This window comes from Pseudomonas sp. S1(2024), from assembly GCF_046557535.1.
Genome location: NZ_JBKGFP010000068.1, coordinates 13,480 through 33,192 on the forward strand (window position 1 = coordinate 13,480; position 19,713 = coordinate 33,192).

Here is a 19,713-nt window from a genome sequence, read left to right on the forward strand (position 1 = left end):
GGTGCCGCACCGCTTTCATTATCGAAGCTGCCGCTCAGCCAATCTTGATAAATATCAAGGCCATCAAGCCCCAGTGCGTCACCCTTGGCCTGTACCGGTGGGCCTTCATCGAGGCTGCCATCGCCGTGGAGGCCATCATGAACGCTTACTCGCGACTGCTACTGATCTGCCATCCAGACCTGCACCCCTCGCCTGCCCTGACGCGTGCTCAGGCGCTGGCCAGTACGACAGGCGCCACCTTGCACCTGGTGGTGCTCAGTCAACTGCCCTCACGCCTGGCCACCCTGGACCAGGTGCTGCGCAGTAATGCCCGCAAGCAGGACGCCGAGCACCGCAAGGCTTGGCTCGCCGACCAGGTGAAGGCGCTGGGCGAACTGGGCATTACCGCCTACGCCGAGACACTGGACGATGAAGACCCGCTCAAGGACTTGATCCGGCTGGCCCAACTGCACCGGGTGGAGATGGTGATCAAGGACATCAGGCACGAAACCGCCTTGAGCCGTGCCCTGCTCACCCCCTTGGACTGGCAACTGCTGCGCGGTTGCCCGATCCCGATGCACCTGGTGGCCCAGGCTGAAACCAAGCTGCCAGCGCGCATCCTTGTCGCCGTGGATCTTGTCGAGCACGACCCGGTGATCGACAGGCTCAACGACCACATCCTGCAACGGGCACAGGCACTGGCACAGCGATGCAAGGCGCAACTGCACCTGCTGCAGGCCTATGAACCCAGCACCAGCTTCGTTGCCTATGCCGCCGCACCCGTGGCCTGGACTGACAAGCTGGTAGAGGAAATATCTGGTCGCGCGCGCGAGCGCATGGCGACGTTCGGCGGCCGCTACGGCATCAAGCCAGATCATCTGCACCTGGTGCGAGGCGCTGCCCGTAACGTGGTCAGCGACTACGCGAACAAGCATGGCTTCGACGTGGTGGTGATGGGTACGCTCTACCACGAGAGGGTGAGCAAGGTCGTTGGCAGTACTACAGAGCAAACCCTGTACAAGGTTCACTCCAGCATTCTGGCGATCCACGGTTGAACGATCACCTGCCTGGTTTCACCTTCTCCACTCTCCGTGCAGGGTATAGGTGCGCAGGCCTTGGCGTGCTCTGACCTGCCCAGTGTCCGCCTGCTGGCTATGCTCGACTTGATAAACGTCAAACCCCACAGTCCAACTCAGCTTATGTTGCAATGTACGACCAATGGAGCGCAGGGCATGAATGAGACACCGCCGTTACTGTTCGCCCTGCGAGGCAGCCAGGCCTATGGGAATGCCGTGGCGCAACGCCTGGGCTGGACACTGTCAGCACATGAAGAGCGTGACTACGAGGACGGAGAACACAAATGCTGGCCTGGCGAATCGGTCGACGGTCGATCGGTCATCGTCTTTCACTCGCTCTATGGCGACGCGCACCACAGCGCACACGACAAGCTGTGCCGGTTGCTGTTCTTCTGTGGTGCGCTCAAGGACGCCGGTGCCAGCCAGGTGACAGCAGTCACGCCTTACCTGTGTTATGGCCGCAAGGACCGCAAGGTGGAGTTTCAGGATGCGACCATCACCCGCCATGTGGCTTGCCTGATGGAAAGCATCGGTGTCGACCGCGTGGTGGCGCTGGACGTACACAACCCCAGCGCCTTCGACAACGCCTACCGAATCCCGAGCTGGAACCTGCAATGCACCGAGCTGTTCGCCCAACACCTGGCCCCGCTGCTCGGTGAGCAGACAGTCACGGTCGTGTCGCCGGATATTGGCGGCATCAAACGCGCCGAGCAGTTTCGCCAGGTTCTGGCGGACCTGCTCGGGCGCCCGGTATCTGTGGCCATGATGGAAAAGCACCGCCAGCAGGCGGGCCTGAGCGGCGAACACCTGGTGGGTGACGTGGCAGGTAGCACTGTCATCGTGTTCGACGACCTGATCAGCACGGGGCAGACGCTGCTGCGCGCAGCTCAGGCCTGCCGGCAGGCCGGAGCCAGCCGCATGCTGGCCGCTGCCACCCATGGCCTGTTCACCACTGGTGGCGAGCTGTTCGACAGCGGGGTATTCGAACGGGTACTGGTGGCCGACAGCATCGCGCCCTTTCGCCTGCCCGTGCGATGCCTGCAGCAGCTGGATATCGTCGATACCAGCGCCCTGGTCGCCGAGTTGCTTGCCAACCGCCGGGGCTGGGGCGCATGAACCCTAGGCATCGCCCTACACCGCCAGGATATTGCAGGGTATCTGGTACAACACATGCTCCGTGGTGCTGCCGAACAGTCGGTCCAGCCCACGGGCAAGCGGCCTGCCCATGACGATGACGTCCACCGGGTGGGTCTCGACATATTCACTCAGCACCGCGACCGGGCGGCCCAGCAGGAAGTGCCTGCGTTCGGCCGGCGCACCGTAGCGGTCGGCCAGCGCCTTGAAATCGTCCTCCAGGGCATGGCGCAAGGACTCGCCGACGTCGCCAATGGCCCAGGCGCCATATCCCATGTCGCCCATGTAGGCCATGGTCAGGTCACAGGCGAACAGCAGGTCCAGTTGCGCGCCGGTCTGCAAGGCCAGCGCATTGGCCTGCAGGACGATGCTGTTATTGCGCGCCTGGCCCTCGGGCGATTGATCGGCCACGTCCACCGCCGCGACGATCTGGCGAGGCAAGGCCGGTCTGGCGGCGCCCAACAGGTAGACCGGGATCGGGCAATGGCGCAGCAACTGCCAGTCCAACGGGGTAAAGAAGGCCCGCTTGAGCACCGGCTCGTGCTCGACCTGCTTGAGCAGTACATCCGGCTGCATCTCCAGGGCATGTTCGAGAATATCCGCCTGCAGATTGCTGCTCCAGGCGACTTCCGTCGTCACTTGCACACCCGAGGCTCGTAGCACCTTGGCCTGGGCCTCGAGCTGGTCTTGCTGGGATTGCAGGTAAGCCTGCCGCTCGCTCCGAGGGTCACCTGTCTCCAGGAACCTGAGCTTGTCCAGCGACTCCAGCAAACCCACTATGTGCAGGCTGGCCGAACTTGACCTGGCCAGGGCGGCAGCCTGTTCCAAGGCACAGGACTGGCACAATGCCGGGCGCAGGATCAGCAACAGGCGTTGATAGTGGCTCATGGTAGCCTCCAATGATCGGGATCGGGGGATGCATCAAAGGTGCTGGCTTTTCCGGGATATCGGTCATGGTTGCCTCGGGGGGAGTTGAACGCTTGATTTTTATCAACCCTGTCAGGCGCTGAATGCTCTCAGCGGTGATCCAAATACCGGTAAAGGGCTTCTTCCTGGTCGAAATGCAACTTGGCCAAGGTGTCCAGGCGTATCAGCTGGTGCTGGATGTCATCAGGGCTCGGGCTCGCTGCCGCTCGGTTGAAATCCTGGCTCATGCAGGAAAGAAGATGGATGAGGCGGAAGATTTCCCGGTGGGTATGGCTCATCGCCGAGAGCGGATCTTCGCCCTGCATGAAGCGGCTCAGCAGCGGATACAAACGACGCTCGTCATCGCGCTCGTGGCGCTCCAGAAGGTCATGCAGGCCGGTGACCAGTTTGCCCAGGTCGTCCCGCGCCTGCTCGATGGGGCGTTTGGCGAAATCGCAGGCCATCTGGCTCAGCTCCGTCAGCAACCCGTCGAGTTGCCGATGCTCATCCTGCAACCGATCCAGGTCCTCGACGGCAAGCCCGCTGCGTCGCCCGGCCGTCAAGGGGCCCAGCGCACGCAAGGCGTTGACGATGATCAACAGGTCGATACCTTCCTGCAACACCGCCCCCAGCAGCGCGGGCAGGTAGCCGGCGGCGGCAACCAGCATGGCCAGCAACGACAAGCTCATGCCCACCCATACCCCCTGACGGGCGATGTACACGGCGTACCGGGCGATATCCAAGGCATCGACCAATCGATCGAGACGATCGACCAGCAACACCACACCGGCCGCCTGGGCAGAGGCCGTGACGCCAGAAGCGCCCATGGCAACCCCGACATCGGCCGCCGCCAATGCTGGCGCATCGTTGATGCCATCGCCGACCATCAGCGAGGGCGCCATGCGGCAGCCGTCCTGCACCAGGCGAATCTTGTCGACTGGCGAGAGCCCCGAGCGAAGCTCATCGATACCCGCCGCCAGCGCAACCATTTCCGCCGTTTCCGGGCGGTCACCGGTGAGCATGACGACCTTTTCGATCCCGCGCGCCCGCAGGCGGCGTAGTGTCTGGGGGGTTTCCCGGCGCAAGTCATCGGCCAGCCGCAGTACCGCTTTCAACTCACCGTCAACCGCCACGAAACTGCCGCTGTTGGCCAGGTAGTCCAGTTGCTGCAAACGTGCCTGTGCCCACTGGCCATCGTCCTTCTCGTTCTGCACATAGGCCAGGGCGCCCAAGCGTACAGCCTTGCCTTGAACGATCCCGGCAAGCCCCTGGCCGGGGCTTTCCTGCACCTGCTCGGGCGCGGTCAGCGTCAGGTTGCGCAGGCGGGCAGCATGAACGATGGCCTGGGCAATCGGATGGGTCGATGACTGGGCCAACGAAGCGGCCAACTGCAGCATCTGCAACGGCGCGCCTTGCCCCTTCAGTTCGATCGACTGCAACTGGGCATGACCACTGGTCAAGGTACCGGTCTTGTCGAGGAACACCTGGCGGATGCCGGCCAGGGCTTCAAGCACCTCGCCGTCACGCACGAGTATGTTGCGCCGTGCAGCCCTCGAAATACCCGAGATGATGGCAATTGGCACCGCCAGTATCAGCGGGCAAGGCGTGGCGACAACCAGCACGGCAAGCACTCGCTGCACATCGCCACTGGCCCACCACGCCAGCGCAGCAATGAGCAATGTCAGCGGGATCAACGCCAGCGCATAGCGGTCGGCCAGGCGCATGAAAGGTGCCCGTGACTGACGTGCCGCTTCGGCCAGTTTCACGATGCCAGCGTAGGTGCTTTGCGCCGCGGTATGCGTGGCCAGCAACAGCAGCGGCGCACCGGAGTTGGTCACCCCACTGGCCACCGGCTCACCGGCATGGCGGGTAACCGGTAACGATTCGCCAGTCAGCGCAGCTTCGTCCAGGGTCGCCTGCTCGGATTGCAACCATCCGTCCACCGGCACGATCTCACCCAGGCGCACCAGTACACTCTGCCCAGCGCGGACTTCGTCCACCGGTACCTCACGCAAACCATCCTGCTCTTGAATCCAGGCCCGCTGAGGGGCCCGGTCGATCAGTGCCCGTAACTCGCGCTCGGCGTGACGCAAGCTGAGAGTCTCCAATGTACGGCCCGAGGCAAGCATCAGCGCAACCACTGCGCCTACCAGCATCTGCTCAAGGGCCAGGGCCGCGCCAATCGACATCAGCGCGATCAGGTCAATGCCCGCCTCACGCCTGGCCAGGCGCCGAGCCATTTCCACCGCCAGCACCGCTGCCATGATCGCGCTGCCGGCGGCCCAGATCAGCGCAGCCCAGGTCGGCTGTTGCGCCGCATAGGCCAGCCCTCCGAGCAGCAAGGCCAGGACGCAGACCAGCAACAGGCTTGGGTCCAGCCATCGACGTGACATGGCGGTCACTTGCGCTTGGCCTGCTGCAGCAACTGTTGGACCTGTTCCTGGGCCTGGGTCGCTCTGCGCAGTGCCTCGTTGGCGGTCTGCTCGACCAGGTCGATGCGTTAGCACACCTGGTCGGCCCGCAAACGGGCGGTAGCCGCGTTGTTCTCGGCCGACTCCAGGCGCGCGTCGTATTCTTCAGCGTGCCAAGGGGTACAGCCCGAAGCCGATGCCAGCAGCAGACTGGACAATCCGGCAAGCAGATAGCGTTGCATGTTGGTGCCCTCGCGCATGCCCAAGACACCCTCAGTATCGGCATCGCCACTCAGCGCAGCCTGACATTTATCAATCTCGCCCAGCGTGCGATAGCGCGCCGGTTTTGACCTTTGTCAATCACGTAATACCGCTTGGGGGGTAGAAACATGGGCTGAGGGCATCTCAGCCCACCTTTCCAACGAATAGCGAAGACCACCCGAACGACCTTGATTTGCGCGACACCGTCAACGGTGGGCTGGAAGCCAAGGTGCATTTGCTTCGCGAACGGAAATTGGTCGAGCGCGCTGCCTGGACGTGAGCAAGGTCGAAGACTACTTGTTGATCGCCTGACCCGGCTGCCCACCACGAGATATGGTCATGAACAAAGATCAGCCCTGGAAGCTGTACTTGCTGGCGATCGGGCTTTCCGTGCTCGCCGCCATTCAGTTCGGCCTATTCGACCGTGCGGCCGTGCAGACCATCTCCTATAGCCAGTTCCTGCAATTGCTGGAGCAGCAAAAGGTCAGCGACCTTCGGGTCGAACACGACCGTATCCTGGGCAAGCTGCAGGAACCCATCGCAGGCCGCTCGATGTTCTCCACGGTGCGGATCGACCCGCAACTGAGCGAGCAACTGGGCCGCACGGGCGTGACCTTCACCGGAGTAGCCGAGGACAGCAACCTGGCTGCCATGGCGGGTTGGCTCATGCCGCTGATAATGATGCTGGCGCTGTGGTTCTTCCTGTTTCGTGGGGTAACCGATAAACAAGGCCTGGGCGGTCTGATGGGTGTGGGGAAGTCGCGCGCCCGGGTCTACGTCGAGCGTGACATCAAGGTCACCTTCGCCGATGTGGCGGGCATAGACGACGTCAAGGGCGAACTCACCGAAGTGGTGTCCTTCCTCAAGAACCAGGCGTTCTATGCCCGTCTGGGGGCGCATGTGCCCAAGGGCACATTGCTGGTCGGCCCCCCGGGCACCGGCAAGACCCTGGTGGCCAAGGCGATCGCCGGCGAAGCGGCGGTACCCTTTTTCTCGATCTCCGGGTCCGAGTTCGTCGAGATGTTCGTCGGCGTGGGCGCGGCGCGGGTGCGCGACCTGTTCGACCAGGCCCGACGCGCCGCGCCCTGCATCATTTTCATCGACGAACTGGACGCCCTGGGCAAGATGCGTGGCATCGGCAGCCTGGGCGGCAATGACGAGAAGGAACAGACGCTCAATCAACTGCTGGCCGAACTGGATGGCTTCGACCCACGCGAAGGCGTCGTGCTGCTGGCGGCGACCAACCGCCCGGAGATACTGGACCCCGCGCTGCTGCGAGCCGGACGGTTCGACCGGCAGATCCTGATCGACCGGCCTGACCGCAAGGGTCGCCTGGCGATCCTCAAGGTGCACCTGCACAAGATCGTCTACAAGAACGACCTGGACTGCGAACGCATCGCCGACATCACCCCCGGCCTGACCGGCGCCGACCTGGCCAACCTGGTGAACGAAGCCGCCATCGTCGCCACCCGACGTGCCAGCCAATGGGTCGAGCTGCAGGACTTCACCGCTGCCGTCGAGCGCCTGGTGGCAGGCGTGGAGCGCAAGGGTAACGTGCTGCGCGACGATGAACGCCAGGTCGTGGCGTACCATGAGATGGGCCACGCGCTGGCCGCAAGCAGCCTGCCGGCGATGGACCCGGTGCACAAGGTGTCGATAATCCCCAGGGCCGCTGGCTCGCTGGGGTTCACCCTGCAACGGCCGACCGATGACCGCTACCTGATCAGCGCGCAGATGCTCCGCGACCGGATCGTCGTGCTGATGGCCGGACGAGCCGCCGAAAGCCTGGTATTCGGCCAGGTGTCCACCGGGGCTGCCGACGACCTGGGACGCGCCACCGACATCGCCCGCCAGTTGATCACCCGATTCGGCATGAGCACGGAACTGGGCCAGGCAGTGCTGGAGCGCCAACAGGCCAGTTACCTGGGCGAATCGTTGTTGCGCCAGGAGCGCAAGGACTACTCAGAGCAGACCGCGCGCGAAATCGACCTGGGTATTCGAGGCCTGCTGGAAGACGCTTACGCCCGTGCCCGGACCTTGCTCGAGCAACGACGCGCCGACCTGGACACTGGGGCACGCCTGTTGTTGGCCAGGGAAACCATCACCCCGGAAGAATTCCCGGCGCTGCTGCCGGTGGCCAAGGACCCTGCCACCTATAATCTGGTCGATGCGGCCAAATGACACTCCGATCCAGTCCGAGTACCGACCATGCTCACCGTCACATTGATCAACATGCTGGTGGTGATCCTGGTGGTGATCATCCACTACGAATGCCTGCTGCGCCTGAACGACTGGCTACCGCGGCTGAAACTGTGGAGCCGATTCCGGATCGTCGCAGGCGTATTCGGCGCGCTGCTGGCTCATGCGCTGGAGGTCTGGTGTTTCGCCCTGGTGTATTACCTGATGATTCACGCCGAAGGCTGGGGCACGCTCAGTGGCAACTTCGACGGCAGCTTCCTGGATTGCGTGTACTTTTCCTTCACCACCTACACCACGATAGGCTTTGGCGACATAGCGCCTAACGGCCATCTGAAGTACCTCACCGGCCTGCAAGCGTTGACAGGCCTGGTGCTGATCACCTGGACCGCGTCGTTCCTGTTCCTCGAAATGCAGAAATACTGGAAAGCCAAATAGCACCTGTTCAGGCGTCTGGGTGCGGCGTCCAGTGCCACAAGTGGACGGCTTGCGAAGGTCACCTGGGGCAGTTGGTTGGAGCACCGTTGCGCTGTAACACGAAAAGGGAGCGTCCATGCTCCTGAACGCGGCCGGGTCGCTCATTTGGTGATGGGAATCACTTTTTCAGGGTGAATCGCTTCGGCGCGCTTGGGCAAGTGCACCAGCAGCACGCCCTTGGCAAACTGGGCAGTGATCTTTTCAGCGTCGACTTCACGGGGCAACTGGAAGACCCGCTCGAAGCTGCCGTAGTGACGCTCTGACAGGTGGTACTCCTTGCGCTTTTCGTCAACCTCTTCCTGCTTCTCGCCGCGGATCACAACGCTGCCATTGACCAGCTTGATCTCGATGTCCTTGTCGTCCACACCAGGCAGTTCGGCACTGATGCGAAACTCATCGGCCAGTTCGCTGATATCCATCGCCGGCATGCCATGGCTGAACAGTTCACGGCGCCAGAATGGCTCGACATCGAACGGGGTATGGCTGAACGGCATGCGCAATGGCCGGCGACCGAAATCGTCGAACAGGCTGTCGATCTGACGCCGCAACTGCTGGAATGGGCGCCACAGGTCCGATGGCTCGGTACTTGGCGGCGTAGCCTTGGCAGGTTGGGTGGTTGCGGAAGTGACAGGTACTTTCTTCGCTGTTTCGGACATGGCGACCTCCTCTAATGAGTAATGCCTCCCTGGGAGACGCCTCGATATTGCGCTGGCAGGCAAGCCCCCGTTTGACCTTTATCAATCAGGATGCGGCCACCATCCTCTGTCGGTTTGATCCTGATCAAAGTGTTGCCATCGCAGGGGCTTAGCTTATATGGAACGTGGCCCGCCCAAACCTGTTCGAGGCGCATATGGACCAGGATGACAGTGAGTGTGTCCGTTTGCTGGAAACATTGCCGGGGCCCGGCATACAGTACCTTCGCCTGATGCTGTGCAACCCGCAACGCAGCGAGGCGATGCCAGGCCAGTATTGCCAACTGGCGAATCAAACCCAGCGCTGGACCTGCAACTACATCAGCATGCCTGGCGCAGCAGGTCGGTTCATGGTCGCCACCCGCAGCGTCCTGGCATTGAAGGTCGGAGATCTGCTGGAGTACTCAGGCCCTCTGGGCAGCGCCTGGCCGGTGCCCTTGCAGAGTGTGCGACTGCTGGCTATCACTCACGGCGAGGGGGTTTTGGCGCTACTTTGCACACTGGATGAGGTTCGCTGTTGGCTACCTTGGGTAGAGGTGAGGCTGTTGCACGAAAGCTTTGAGCAGGAGCAACTGCCCGCTGAATGTAAGCCATGGATCTCAGCGTTTACCTCGGTGCCGCGCAACAGCAGAAGCGTTTGGAGTCAACTGACTGAACAGCTGGAGGATTTCAAGCCGGACACTGTCTACTGCTGCGCGCCATCCTTGGTGGCAAGGCATGCCGCGCGCATCTGTTGGCAAAAGGGGGTCCCGATACAGCGTATCTGGTTGCGGGCAGACCATGTGTCGCGTCCATCCTGGAATTGTCAATTTCCTCTGAATGGGCCTGTGCAACGTTATGACAGGATTCTCGAGGCCCTCAATTCGGCTCCTCCATCCGACTGAGCTTGAGCAGGCCCTGTTGATCGATGAGTCGGACTTCCCGGCCAACGCATTGCAGGAGCCCAGCCTGATTGAACCGGCTGAACAGCCGGGAGACAGTTTCCAGGGTAAGGTCCAGGTAGTTTGCGATATCTCCTCGCGACATGGGCAGATTAAGGACGTCTGCACGCAAACCTCTTTCTTGATAACGCGCCGCCATGCCCAACAGGAAAAGCGAAAGGCGCTGCTCGGCTCGCCCGTGGCAGCAGCGCAGGTGTTCGTCCTTGCCTTGAATACCCAGGCTGAGCATGTGCAACAATTGATAGCGCAATCCGGGTATCTGCCCCGACAGATCAACCAACTGGTCCAGCCGGATCGAGCAGACCAGCGAAACGTCCAGCGCCAACGCATAGCTCCGATAATGACTTGCCCCGATAGCGTCCAGCCCCAAGATTTCGCCCGGCAGAACGAAGCCGGTGACCCGCTCGTTGCCCTCGGTATCAATCAGAAAATTCTTGATGACCCCTGAGCGCAGGGCAAACACATGCTCCATGGGCTCATCGGCCTTGAACAGATACTCGCCCCTCTTCAAAGGGCGGTTACGGCGAATGATACGCTCCAGCTTTTCCACTTCATCGACGCTTAGGCTGGCGGGCAGGCAAAGTCGGCTCAAAGAGCACGCAAGGCACTTTACCTGGGGCTTTATACCCATATCTTCAGGGCCTGACATGACGATGTCTCCGCTTTTTCTTGCGGGCTCTATAAACGCTAGCCGCTTCGCCCGAAGTTTCTGAGGCAACTGACCAAGGGTCATGGCTGTGCCCCACTAAAGCTTGATCAAGATCAAGTCAGGCCAATGCGCTGCCCTCATGCTCGACTTAGACAGCCTTCAACCCGTGTTCCTGTCTGAAGGCCCTTGGGCCTTATAAATCTGCATTGTCTGGTAACGTGAAGAGGATGTGTCATGAATACCTTACTGAACGAACTTCACGCCTATCATCATGACATGGGCAATAAGATAAGCCAGATCAGGAAGTTGCTGAAAAAGCTAAAGCATGAACCCGATGCCACTGATGACTGTAAGCTTTTGTTCGAAATGTTGGAGGCCTTGCACAGCAATGCAGAGCGGCACCACCATGAGAATGAAGAAATCATTCGGCGAGCCTTGCTGGCCACGGAGGCGCCGATCCACCCGCGGATCCTGGATATCGAGCGAGATCACCAGGCATTTGCGCGCATTGCCGGGCAATTGAAGACATTAGCGGCTACGACAAAAGACACGAAAGTAATCGCTGACACTGTCGATGACTATATCGAAAAATATTACGACCACATGGAGTCGGAGGAAAACATATTCTTTCCAGCTGCAGACAAATGGCTTTCAAACAGTCAATGGCTGGAAATAAAAAATCAATGGCATTAACTGGAGTGCAAATTCAAGCGCCCAACCGCCCCATCTCAATCACACGAGGATACTGCCATGGCTTCTGCTGATACTTCCCGTCAACATACCGCGCCCTCGTTTCCCAAGCCTGCGGGCGAACATTGGATCGAAGCCCTCGACAATGGCACCCATGTACTGATCAGGCCGCTGCAAGCCAAGGACCGGGAGCGCGAGAGGGCCTTCATCGAACGGCTGTCACCGCAGTCGCGGCATTTTCGCTTCCTGTGCCAGATCAAAGAGCCCGGTGAGGCGATGCTCGACCAGTTGATGGCGGTCGACCAGGACCGACAAGCGGCTTATGTCGCCCTCGCCCATGTGGACGGCGAGCTGCAGGAGGTGGGCATATCGCGTTATGCCGCCATTGCCGGCAAGGATGAATGCGAATGCGCCGTGACAGTACTCGACAGCTGGCAGCACCATGGCCTGGGCCGCCTGCTGCTCAAGCACCTGACCGATCATGCCCGGGCAAAGGGCCTGCGGCAGATGTACTCGATCGACTCAGCCGCCAACCTGGCGATGCGCGACCTGGCCAAGGCGGCAGGATTCACCACCAGCACCGATCCGGAGGATCCGGCCCAGGTCATCCATCGCCTCAACCTGACCTGAAGCGCCGCTGCGCCAGCGCCTGGGGCAGCCACCGTGCTGCCCCGCCCGCTGCAAGCCCCACGACCTCCGGCCCTATCCGCACGAGGAGGTATCCGTGAACAAGGAGCAAGATCATGCGACATGGAAACCTCCCGCGCCGCGACGGGCGCCTGTCGTTCCAGCTACTGGCAAGCACTACTAACATTCAAGGCAGCGTCGCCCGGGCCTCTTCAGGCAGCAGGTCGAACTGCTCGAGGCAGCGCTGTTCATCGTCTGCCGTCAACGCCTTGTATGCGCTCACTTCCCGCATCGGCGTTTCGAACAAGGCCAGGCGTATCACCCCATTACGGTCGAGAAACGTCTGCGCCAGGCAGGTACACACCGGCTTGCCGACCAATGCCGTGAGCTTTTCATCCTCAGGGGTGTTCACCCGGGCCTGCAGGCTGTCTGTGCAATTCTCCACGATTCGGTCCACCGAGCGCCCCGCCAGCCAAACCGTGCCGCCAGCGAGCAACGCCAGGAACAGCAACATGCCCAAGAGCACGTTCGACTCCTGGGTGACCGAGCGCAGGAAGGCAAGCCGAGCCTGCCAGCCCGTGGCCTGGCCGTTGAATATGGTCTTGCCTACCGTGCGTTTCACGCCCCGCTGCACCACCCACCCCAACGCCACGCACAGGGCGAGCAAGGCCAGAAGCATAAGTGGATGTTGCATCGGCAGGCGCCAGTTCGGGTTCAACGACCGGTAGGCAGCGACCACGACGAGCAGTGCGAAGATTGCCACGATAAACCCCAGGCTACCCCGTGGCCGATGCATCCAGGCCCGGAGTTTCGCCCTTGCTTGTGTATCCATGACAGCCTCCCGGCCCAGGCTAGCGCACTGGGTCAATAGCAACCGTTTCGTGGTACTCGGGTACGTACACCTGCCAACCGAGCTCGATGCTGATCCGCCGCCGCAACGTGTCGGCGGCGTGCGGCTCACCATGGATGACATAGGTCTGGCGTGGCGGGCGGGCGAAACCGCGCAACCACTCCATGATCTCGTCGGCATCGGCGTGCGCAGAGAGATTATCCATCGCATGCACCTGGGCCCGGATCGGCACGTCTTCACCGTGCAGGCGGACACTGCGCGCACCGGCGACGATGTCGGCACCGCGCGTACCACCGGCCTGGAAACCAGAGAACAGAATGCTGTTGCGTGGGTTGGGGGCCAGCGCCTTGAGATGGTGCAGGACTCGTCCACCGGTCGCCATGCCACTGGCGGCGATAATGACCGCGGGCTCACGCAGCTGATCCAGATGCCGGGATTCATCGACGGTACGGATGATATGCGTGCCCCTGCACATCTCGGCGCATTCCGCCAACGTCAGGCGATGCTCGCTCCGGAACTGCTGGTAAAGGGTGGTTGCGTCTGTGGCCATCGGGCTGTTGAGGTAGACCGGAATGTCGGGTATCAGGCCATCGCGCTTGAGCTTGTACAGGTAATACATCAGCAACTGGGCCCGGCCAACCGCGAATGAGGGCACCAAGGTGATGCCGTGGCGCAGGAGAGTCTGGTTGATGACCTGGGCCAGAAACTGCTCGGTCGATTCGCTTGGATGCTGGCGATCGCCATAGGTGGACTCCACCAGCAGCACGTCTGCCGTCCTGATCAGTTCCGGCGCGCGCATGATCGGGTCTTGTGGCCGGCCCAGGTCGCCAGAGAAGACCAAGGTCTGGCCGTCGACCTTGATCTGTACCGTCGCCGCGCCGAGTATGTGCCCAGCCGTGCGCAACAGCAGCTCCATCCCCGGCGCAATCATGGTCGGGTGATGCAACTCCACAGGGCGCAACAATGCCAAGGCACGCTTTGCATCCTGTTCGGTGTAAAGCGGGCGTGCCGGCGAATGCTTCGAGTAGCCGTGCCGGTTGGCATGCTCTGCCTGCTCTTCTTGCAGCCGGGCACTGTCGAGCAACAGGATTTCGGCCAAGGCACAGGTGGCCGGTGTTGCGTAGATCGGCCCGGTATAGCCTTCCTTCGCGAGCACCGGAAGATAACCGCTGTGGTCGAGGTGGGCGTGGGTCAGCACCACGGCATCGAGCGCGCGCAGCGCCGCCGATAGCGGTTCCCAGTTGCGCAGGCGCAGTTGCTTGTAGCCTTGGAACAGCCCACAGTCGATCAGCACGCGGCTGCTGTCGCGGGTCAACAGGAACTTGCTGCCCGTCACGGTCCCGGTACCACCGAGGAATGTCAGTTGCATGGCTAGGGCTCCAAGGTTTCGGCCGCTTGAGGGTGAACCGCAAGGACGCTGCACGGCGGGCGGCTGACGATGCGTTCTGTGGTGTCGCCGAGCAGTTTGTCCAGGCCCTTTGGCTGCACGACGCCCATGACCACCGCGTCGATATCCAGCACAGCGACTTGCTCGCGAATCACCTGAACCGGGCCACCTTCCAGGAAGTGGCGGCAATCGGCCGGGACCCCCTCGGCATCCGCCAAGGTGTCGAACGGCTCCTTCAAGGCATTGCGCATCTCATCGATCCACGCCTGGGTAACGTTCATGTCCGAGGCGAACACGCCCGCCAGGTTGTAGGCCGAGAGCAGGTGCAGCTGTGCATCGCATTGCAGTGCCAGCGCCTGCGCTGCACGAATCAGCCTGCGGTTGAAGGACGCCTGGTCCTCGGGGGTTTCGCTGAAGGAGGTGTCCACGGCGACCAGCACGCGCCGGGGCAGCGACACCGCCGCCTCCGGTACGAAGTGCGTGATGCCCTTCAAGCCCCGCATCAACGCGCAATCCAGGGGCGTGCTGAACAGGCGCACCATGGTTGGCGTCACTTCGCTGTCCTTGATGACCATATCGGGGTGCAGTTCGCTGATGTAGTCGATGGCCTGGCTGCGGATGTCATCTGCCTGCAAGGCGTCGACCGTCAAAGCGATGCCGCTGCCACGGTGGCGCTCGACCAACCCCGCCAGCCGCAAACGGTACTGGTCGAACTGACGCTGGATATCGGCCTCGTTCAATCGCTCTTCGCGCAGCAGGTGCTCCTGCGTCGGTTCGAACAAGCCCAGTACATGCACACTGGCACCACTGACATGCGCCAGCGCCAGGGCCCGGCGCAGCGCGGCCGAATGCGGATCGAGCTCGGTGAGCAGCACCAGCAGTTGTCGATATTGACCCATGGCGAACCTCCGGGCTTGCGCGGCTGGCGTGATGATGTAGGCGATTGTCCGAAAGCAGGCCTGTTCGCGCTTGATGCAGATCAGAAAACCACCATCCGAGCCGGAACTTGACGATTGTCAGAACCGGCGCCGCCCAGCACGGTACAACAGCTCTGGCAAGCATCGACCAGGTGACCGGGAGGCGACATGAACAGGCAGCAGACTGAAAAGCCAGACGCGTGCGAGCATTGGATCGACAAGCTTTCTGATGGCTCTGCCGTACTGATCCGCCCCCTGCGCGAGGAAGACCGCGAAAGGGACCGCCGCTTTCTCAGCACGATCGCCTACGAGGCCCGGCGTTTCCGCTTCATCGCAGGGCTCAGTGGCGGTGTGCCGAGCCTGGATGCGCAGCATATGCCAGTGGATCATCACCAGTGCGAAGCCTACGTTGCCCTGGTCCATGCAGATGGCCAGTTGCGCCAGATCGGGGTCAGCCGGTATGCCAGTGTTCCCGGCAGCCTCCAGTGCGAATGCGCGGTAGCCGTAAATGAAGAATGGCAACGCAAGGGGCTGGGCCGGCTGCTGATGCAGCACCTGATCGCGGCCGCGAAGCGCAATGGCTTCCACTGCATGATCTCCAGGGACCTGGCGAACAACTACGCCATGCACCGGCTGACCAAGACCCTGGGGTTCACCTCCCGCTACCTGGGTGGCGATGTCAGCGAAATCCTTCACGAACTCGATCTTCACGCCTGAAAGCAAGGCCCTTTCGGGCCTTGTCTCTCAGCCTTGGGAATGCTCTGGTGATATCACCAGCACGCTGCTGGACAACCGATGCAATACCCGCTCCGCAGTGCTACCGATGAACCAGCCAATGCCGCGATGGTGGTAACTGCCCATGACCAGCACATCGATATCATTGTTGTCCATGAACAGCGCCAGCACCTTGGCCGGGTCTCCCAGCCGCAGGTGGCGGTGTTCGGCGGCGATACCGTTACGTTCGGCCAGTGCCTGGAATGCCTCGCTTTGCGCCTCATGCAGTGTCTGGGCGAGGTTGGAGTCGAACAGAAACGAATGCTCGCGGCTGCCGCCTGAGTCCAGGTACATGGACCCCAGGTCGTAGGCATATAGCAGTTCGATCTGGGCGTTGCACTGTAATGCCAGTTTCAGCGCTTCACTGATGATCTGGTCGTTGAACCCCTCAAACTGGTCCTCGGGGCGGGACAGGTCCACGGCAGCCAGAATCTTGCGCGGCAGCGCGTGGCTGGCCTGATGCACCAGGTGCAGGGGGATGCGGGTTTCCCGCAGCAACTGAATGTCGAGCGAGGTGAACATCGCCCGCGCCCACCAGGGCTCATGCTCGAAGGCCTTGATCAGCATGGCGAACGGCTGCTCGCGCAGGTGGACGAGGATCTCGTCCAGCGGATGCTGCACCCATACCACTTCGGTGGTGACCGTGACCCCGTTACGGCGCATCGAAAGCGCTTGGGTTTCAAGCCATCCACGGTGTTGCTGTACATAACCTTCACGCATCACAGCCAGTGCCTGGTCGTTGACCAGGCCCGCCGTGGCAAGGCCTTCGAGATAGTCGAAAGCAACGATATGCAGGGCCATGCCCTTGGCCTTGGCCAGCGCAGCCGCACGGTCGTAGACCGGGGTGCGCCGCATCAGCGGCGAGGCGATCAGCAGGAGTCTTTGCGGGTTGTCCATGGCGCACCTCAGCGGTTGGGAAGTGTTTCTGGATCATCCATCACCCGCACCTGGCAGATTTGATGTTTATCAACTGAACCACTGGGCGGACAAACGGCAACGCCCGCTGCGCGGAAATTTGATGCTGGTCAAAGATCCTGGCCGTTAACGGCGCAATCTGACCCTACACCAACAACAATCATCGAATGCCCCGGAGGCTTGCCATGGCGCTCATGAAAACCATCGAGTGTCGCCTATGGTCGTTCGCCAACCGGCGCGATAGTGCGATGAAAATGGCCATCACGCCCTGAACACCCCTGTTGCCGGCAGGGATGCCTTCGTTTTCGCATGGATTTGCAGTTGGTTTGCTCATGCATGCTTTTGGAGGCTTCCATGAACATCTACGTCGAAAATAGCCCTCAGCAGAACCGCTGGTGGGTCCGCATGGACGACTGCCGGGTGAGCTTCGTTACGTCCGCCGAAGCGCAAGCCTTTGTCGACCGGTTGAATGCGCGCCTCAACGCGCCCCACTCGCGGGACATGCTCGCCGACTGGTCACCACGCCCAGGTATGGGCAGCGTTGGCAAAACCAATGCAGGGATGGCAGCCCAGGCAGGTCTCCGATGCGCGAAGGAGGCCTGAAAATGACTGGCCTACTGAAAGTGACCTTGCTCGACCAACCTGCAGCGTCGAGCCCGGCAACACCGATTCGCCTGAAACCGCTGACGACCCTGTGCACAGAGTGCCGTGTCAGCGGGCTGTGCCTGCCCACCGGTCTACCCGTGCATGACAACAGTTGCCTGGGCGCACTGATCGGCCCGCGCATGCGCATTCGCAAAGACGCCGCGCTGTTCAACGCCAACGATCCGCTGACGACGCTTTATGCCGTGCGCTGTGGCAGCTTCAAGACCAGCCTGAACAGCGCCGAAGGCCAGGGAGTGGTGATCAATTTCTGGATGCCGGGCGATGTACTTGGGCTCGACGCCATCGCCACCGAACATCACGTATGCGATGCCATTGCCCTGGAAGACAGCGAGGTGTGCCCTGTCCCCTATCGCCGGCTGCAGGCATTGGCGCGTGACTTTCCCGTCCTGCAGCAAAGCCTGAACCGTTTGATGAGCCGAGAAATCGTGCGTGAGCATGAGCGGGTGCTGATGCTGTGCAACCTCACAGCCGAACAGCGCCTGGCAAGCTTCCTGGTTGGGTTGTCACAGCGCTTCGTCAGCCGCGGCTACTCTGCCCACGGCTTCATGCTGCGCATGTCCCGGGAAGACATGGCTTCGTACCTGGGCCTGCGCCTGGAAACCGTGTGTCGCTCAGTCGCCCGCATGCGCGCGCTGGGCATCGTCAGCATGCGTGGCAGGCTTGTCGAGATACTCGATCTGCCAGCCTTGATAGCCCTTGAGCAAGGCGGCGCGGAAGTCAGCCCCAAGGACACCCCGAAGGCGCCATGCTCGACGCGGTAAATGTCAGCCACGGTGCCGTCGCGCTGGGCATCGGCATGCTGGTGGGGCTTGAGCGCGAGCGCAAGAAAGGCCGCAATGAAGATCATGCCGCTGCTGGCCTTAGGACCTTCGCCATCACCGCCCTGCTGGGCTACGTCAGCATGTTGCTGGCCGGGCCGGTGCTGGTCGGGGTCGCCAGCCTGGGCCTGGTTCTGATGCTGTGCATGCATTACCGCAAACACGCCGACAAAGACCCCGAAGTCACCAGCGAAATCGCCCTGCTACTGGTGCTGACGCTGGGCGCACTGAGCCTTGACGAGCCAGAACTTGCCACGGCGGTCGGCGTGGTGCTGACCGTGCTGCTGGCACTGCGCCGCGAGCTGCACCATTTCGTGCTCCAGCAGCTGAGCGAGGAAGAGCTGCGCGATGGTTTGATGCTGCTGACGGTAGCGCTGGTGGTGCTACCGTTGACACCGGACAGGTTCATGGGGCCGTATGGCGCACTCAACCCTCGCACCATCTGTACGCTGGTCGTCCTGCTGATGACCGTCGGTGCACTGGGGCATATCGCCTTGCGTCTGGTGGGCCCACGCTACGGCTTGCCCCTGAGCGCGATCGCCTCAGGTTTCGCCTCCGGCACGGCAACCATTGCGCTGCTTGCCCATGAGGCACGTCGGCAAGTCACAGCCGTGAGGCCCTTGGCCGCCGCTGCCGTACTGTCGAACCTCGCCAGCATCGCGCAATTCGCCCTGGTGCTAGGCATCGTCGACCGACACCTGTTGAAGCCTTTCGTGGCCTCGATCGGGCTCGGTACGGTGGGTACGGTGGTTTACGGCACTTTGTTGCTTGCCCCCTGGCGTAGCGACCAAGGCACTTCAACAGCGCATCAGGGCGATGGTGCCTTCGATCTCTTCACAGCCCTGATCATCACCGTCGCGCTGACCGGAATCGCCTTGTTCTGTGCATTTCTACTTCACCATCTGGGCCACAACGGGGTCAGTATCGCGGCTTTCATCAGCGGATTGGCCGATGCTCACGTAGCGACAGCGTCGGTCGCCTCCCTGGTCGTTGCCGGTAGACTCGGTGTAGATGGCCTGGTAGTACCCGGTTTACTGGCATTGACCGGCAATACCTTGACCAAATGTATTCTGTCCCTCGGTAGCGGCGGCTGCAGCTTCGGGAGATACCTTGTTCCCGGCCAACTGGTCATCCTCGGTGCAATGTGGCTGGGGCTTTTGATATGAGGTTGTATCGGCAACCTCTACCCCCTGGATGAGGACAAGCTTGAGGAACTGATGAGCTACAGGGACCATGACCACGATATATCCAATCAACCTTGCTCAAGAGTTGGTGCCGCGCCCATCTGTGCTGGTTCGACATGACGCCACTGGAGCACCGTCGGCAGCATGGCGACCCCGTGATCGC

At 61.6% G+C, this 19,713-nt stretch carries 19 protein-coding genes and 1 pseudogene; 11 read left to right on the forward strand and 9 right to left on the reverse strand.

Going from position 1 to position 19,713, the window contains the following annotated elements:
- The first annotated feature begins 44 nt into the window (after window positions 1–44).
- Together ACLCGK_RS18610 and ACLCGK_RS18615 are read left to right on the forward strand one after the other, a co-directional pair.
- A complete protein-coding gene (locus ACLCGK_RS18610; RefSeq protein ID WP_410952637.1) occupies window positions 45–1,034 on the forward strand; it encodes a universal stress protein in 990 nt (329 codons plus the stop codon).
- A 177-nt stretch (window positions 1,035–1,211) separates the two neighbouring features.
- Window positions 1,212–2,171 (forward strand): ribose-phosphate diphosphokinase, encoded by a 960-nt coding sequence (locus tag ACLCGK_RS18615; protein ID WP_410952638.1) that lies wholly within the window; start codon window positions 1,212–1,214, stop codon window positions 2,169–2,171.
- 15 nt (window positions 2,172–2,186) lie between these two features.
- Here ACLCGK_RS18615 and ACLCGK_RS18620 read toward each other — a convergent pair whose 3' ends face one another.
- From ACLCGK_RS18620 to ACLCGK_RS18630, 3 genes and pseudogenes are all read right to left on the reverse strand, one after another.
- On the reverse strand, window positions 2,187–3,077 hold the full coding sequence (locus ACLCGK_RS18620) for a universal stress protein (RefSeq protein ID WP_410952639.1): 891 nt from the start codon (window positions 3,075–3,077) through the stop codon (window positions 2,187–2,189).
- Between the two features lie 128 nt (window positions 3,078–3,205).
- Complete coding sequence (locus ACLCGK_RS18625) at window positions 3,206–5,488, reverse strand: heavy metal translocating P-type ATPase (protein WP_410952640.1); 2,283 nt, start codon at window positions 5,486–5,488, stop codon at window positions 3,206–3,208.
- 5 nt (window positions 5,489–5,493) lie between these two features.
- Window positions 5,494–5,748: pseudogene (locus tag ACLCGK_RS18630) on the reverse strand (hypothetical protein).
- A gap of 358 nt (window positions 5,749–6,106) precedes the next feature.
- On the opposite strand from ACLCGK_RS18630, the gene ftsH reads away from it, so the two are divergent.
- Window positions 6,107–7,948: an ATP-dependent zinc metalloprotease FtsH gene (gene ftsH / locus ACLCGK_RS18635; RefSeq protein WP_410952641.1), complete on the forward strand. Its 1,842-nt coding sequence runs from the start codon at window positions 6,107–6,109 to the stop codon at window positions 7,946–7,948.
- Window positions 7,949–7,975: 27 nt separating this feature from the next.
- Window positions 7,976–8,401 (forward strand): potassium channel family protein, encoded by a 426-nt coding sequence (locus ACLCGK_RS18640; RefSeq protein ID WP_003256841.1) that lies wholly within the window; start codon window positions 7,976–7,978, stop codon window positions 8,399–8,401.
- A 140-nt stretch (window positions 8,402–8,541) separates the two neighbouring features.
- Here the strand turns inward: ACLCGK_RS18640 and ACLCGK_RS18645 are convergent, their stop codons facing one another.
- Window positions 8,542–9,096 carry an Hsp20/alpha crystallin family protein gene (locus ACLCGK_RS18645; protein ID WP_410952642.1) on the reverse strand — a complete coding sequence of 185 codons (555 nt, stop codon included), beginning with the start codon at window positions 9,094–9,096 and terminating at the stop codon, window positions 8,542–8,544.
- A 194-nt stretch (window positions 9,097–9,290) separates the two neighbouring features.
- On the opposite strand from ACLCGK_RS18645, the gene ACLCGK_RS18650 reads away from it, so the two are divergent.
- Window positions 9,291–10,016: a hypothetical protein gene (locus ACLCGK_RS18650; protein WP_015270130.1), complete on the forward strand. Its 726-nt coding sequence runs from the start codon at window positions 9,291–9,293 to the stop codon at window positions 10,014–10,016.
- Here the strand turns inward: ACLCGK_RS18650 and ACLCGK_RS18655 are convergent.
- Window positions 9,991–10,722, reverse strand: coding sequence for a helix-turn-helix domain-containing protein (locus tag ACLCGK_RS18655; protein WP_024086875.1), 732 nt, complete (start codon window positions 10,720–10,722; stop codon window positions 9,991–9,993). The two genes, ACLCGK_RS18650 and ACLCGK_RS18655, sit on opposite strands and share 26 nt — an antisense overlap.
- A 234-nt stretch (window positions 10,723–10,956) precedes the next feature.
- Between ACLCGK_RS18655 and ACLCGK_RS18660 the strand changes: the two genes are divergently transcribed.
- The gene (locus ACLCGK_RS18660) at window positions 10,957–11,415 is read left to right on the forward strand and encodes a hemerythrin domain-containing protein (RefSeq protein WP_410952643.1); all 459 of its coding nucleotides are present in this window, start codon (window positions 10,957–10,959) and stop codon (window positions 11,413–11,415) included.
- 57 nt (window positions 11,416–11,472) lie between these two features.
- On the forward strand, window positions 11,473–12,042 hold the full coding sequence (locus ACLCGK_RS18665) for a GNAT family N-acetyltransferase (protein ID WP_024086874.1): 570 nt from the start codon (window positions 11,473–11,475) through the stop codon (window positions 12,040–12,042).
- 184 nt (window positions 12,043–12,226) lie between these two features.
- On the opposite strand, the gene ACLCGK_RS18670 is transcribed toward ACLCGK_RS18665, so the two are convergent.
- The 3 genes from ACLCGK_RS18670 to ACLCGK_RS18680 are packed head-to-tail and all read right to left on the reverse strand — an operon-like array spanning window position 12,227 to window position 15,175.
- The gene (locus ACLCGK_RS18670) at window positions 12,227–12,835 is read right to left on the reverse strand and encodes a hypothetical protein (protein WP_043935573.1); all 609 of its coding nucleotides are present in this window, start codon (window positions 12,833–12,835) and stop codon (window positions 12,227–12,229) included.
- A gap of 55 nt (window positions 12,836–12,890) precedes the next feature.
- Window positions 12,891–14,258 carry an MBL fold metallo-hydrolase RNA specificity domain-containing protein gene (locus tag ACLCGK_RS18675; RefSeq protein WP_023661504.1) on the reverse strand — a complete coding sequence of 456 codons (1,368 nt, stop codon included), beginning with the start codon at window positions 14,256–14,258 and terminating at the stop codon, window positions 12,891–12,893.
- Window positions 14,259–14,260: 2 nt separating this feature from the next.
- The gene (locus tag ACLCGK_RS18680) at window positions 14,261–15,175 is read right to left on the reverse strand and encodes a universal stress protein (protein WP_367245475.1); all 915 of its coding nucleotides are present in this window, start codon (window positions 15,173–15,175) and stop codon (window positions 14,261–14,263) included.
- Between the two features lie 186 nt (window positions 15,176–15,361).
- Between ACLCGK_RS18680 and ACLCGK_RS18685 the strand changes: the two genes are divergently transcribed.
- Window positions 15,362–15,910, forward strand: coding sequence for a GNAT family N-acetyltransferase (locus ACLCGK_RS18685; protein WP_085719816.1), 549 nt, complete (start codon window positions 15,362–15,364; stop codon window positions 15,908–15,910).
- Between the two features lie 27 nt (window positions 15,911–15,937).
- Here ACLCGK_RS18685 and ACLCGK_RS18690 read toward each other — a convergent pair whose 3' ends face one another.
- Entirely contained in the window at window positions 15,938–16,864 is a 927-nt protein-coding gene (locus ACLCGK_RS18690) for a universal stress protein (RefSeq protein WP_039612897.1), read from the reverse strand.
- 372 nt (window positions 16,865–17,236) lie between these two features.
- On the opposite strand from ACLCGK_RS18690, the gene ACLCGK_RS18695 reads away from it, so the two are divergent.
- The 3 genes from ACLCGK_RS18695 to ACLCGK_RS18705 are packed head-to-tail and all read left to right on the forward strand — an operon-like array spanning window position 17,237 to window position 19,532.
- Window positions 17,237–17,485, forward strand: a complete 249-nt coding sequence (locus ACLCGK_RS18695; protein ID WP_031324572.1) for a hypothetical protein — start codon at window positions 17,237–17,239, stop codon at window positions 17,483–17,485.
- 2 nt (window positions 17,486–17,487) lie between these two features.
- Entirely contained in the window at window positions 17,488–18,309 is an 822-nt protein-coding gene (locus tag ACLCGK_RS18700; protein WP_410952644.1) for a helix-turn-helix domain-containing protein, read from the forward strand.
- A complete protein-coding gene (locus ACLCGK_RS18705) occupies window positions 18,294–19,532 on the forward strand; it encodes an MgtC/SapB family protein (RefSeq protein ID WP_410952645.1) in 1,239 nt (412 codons plus the stop codon). The genes ACLCGK_RS18700 and ACLCGK_RS18705 overlap by 16 nt, the downstream gene beginning before the upstream one ends.
- Window positions 19,533–19,713: the final 181 nt, after the last annotated feature.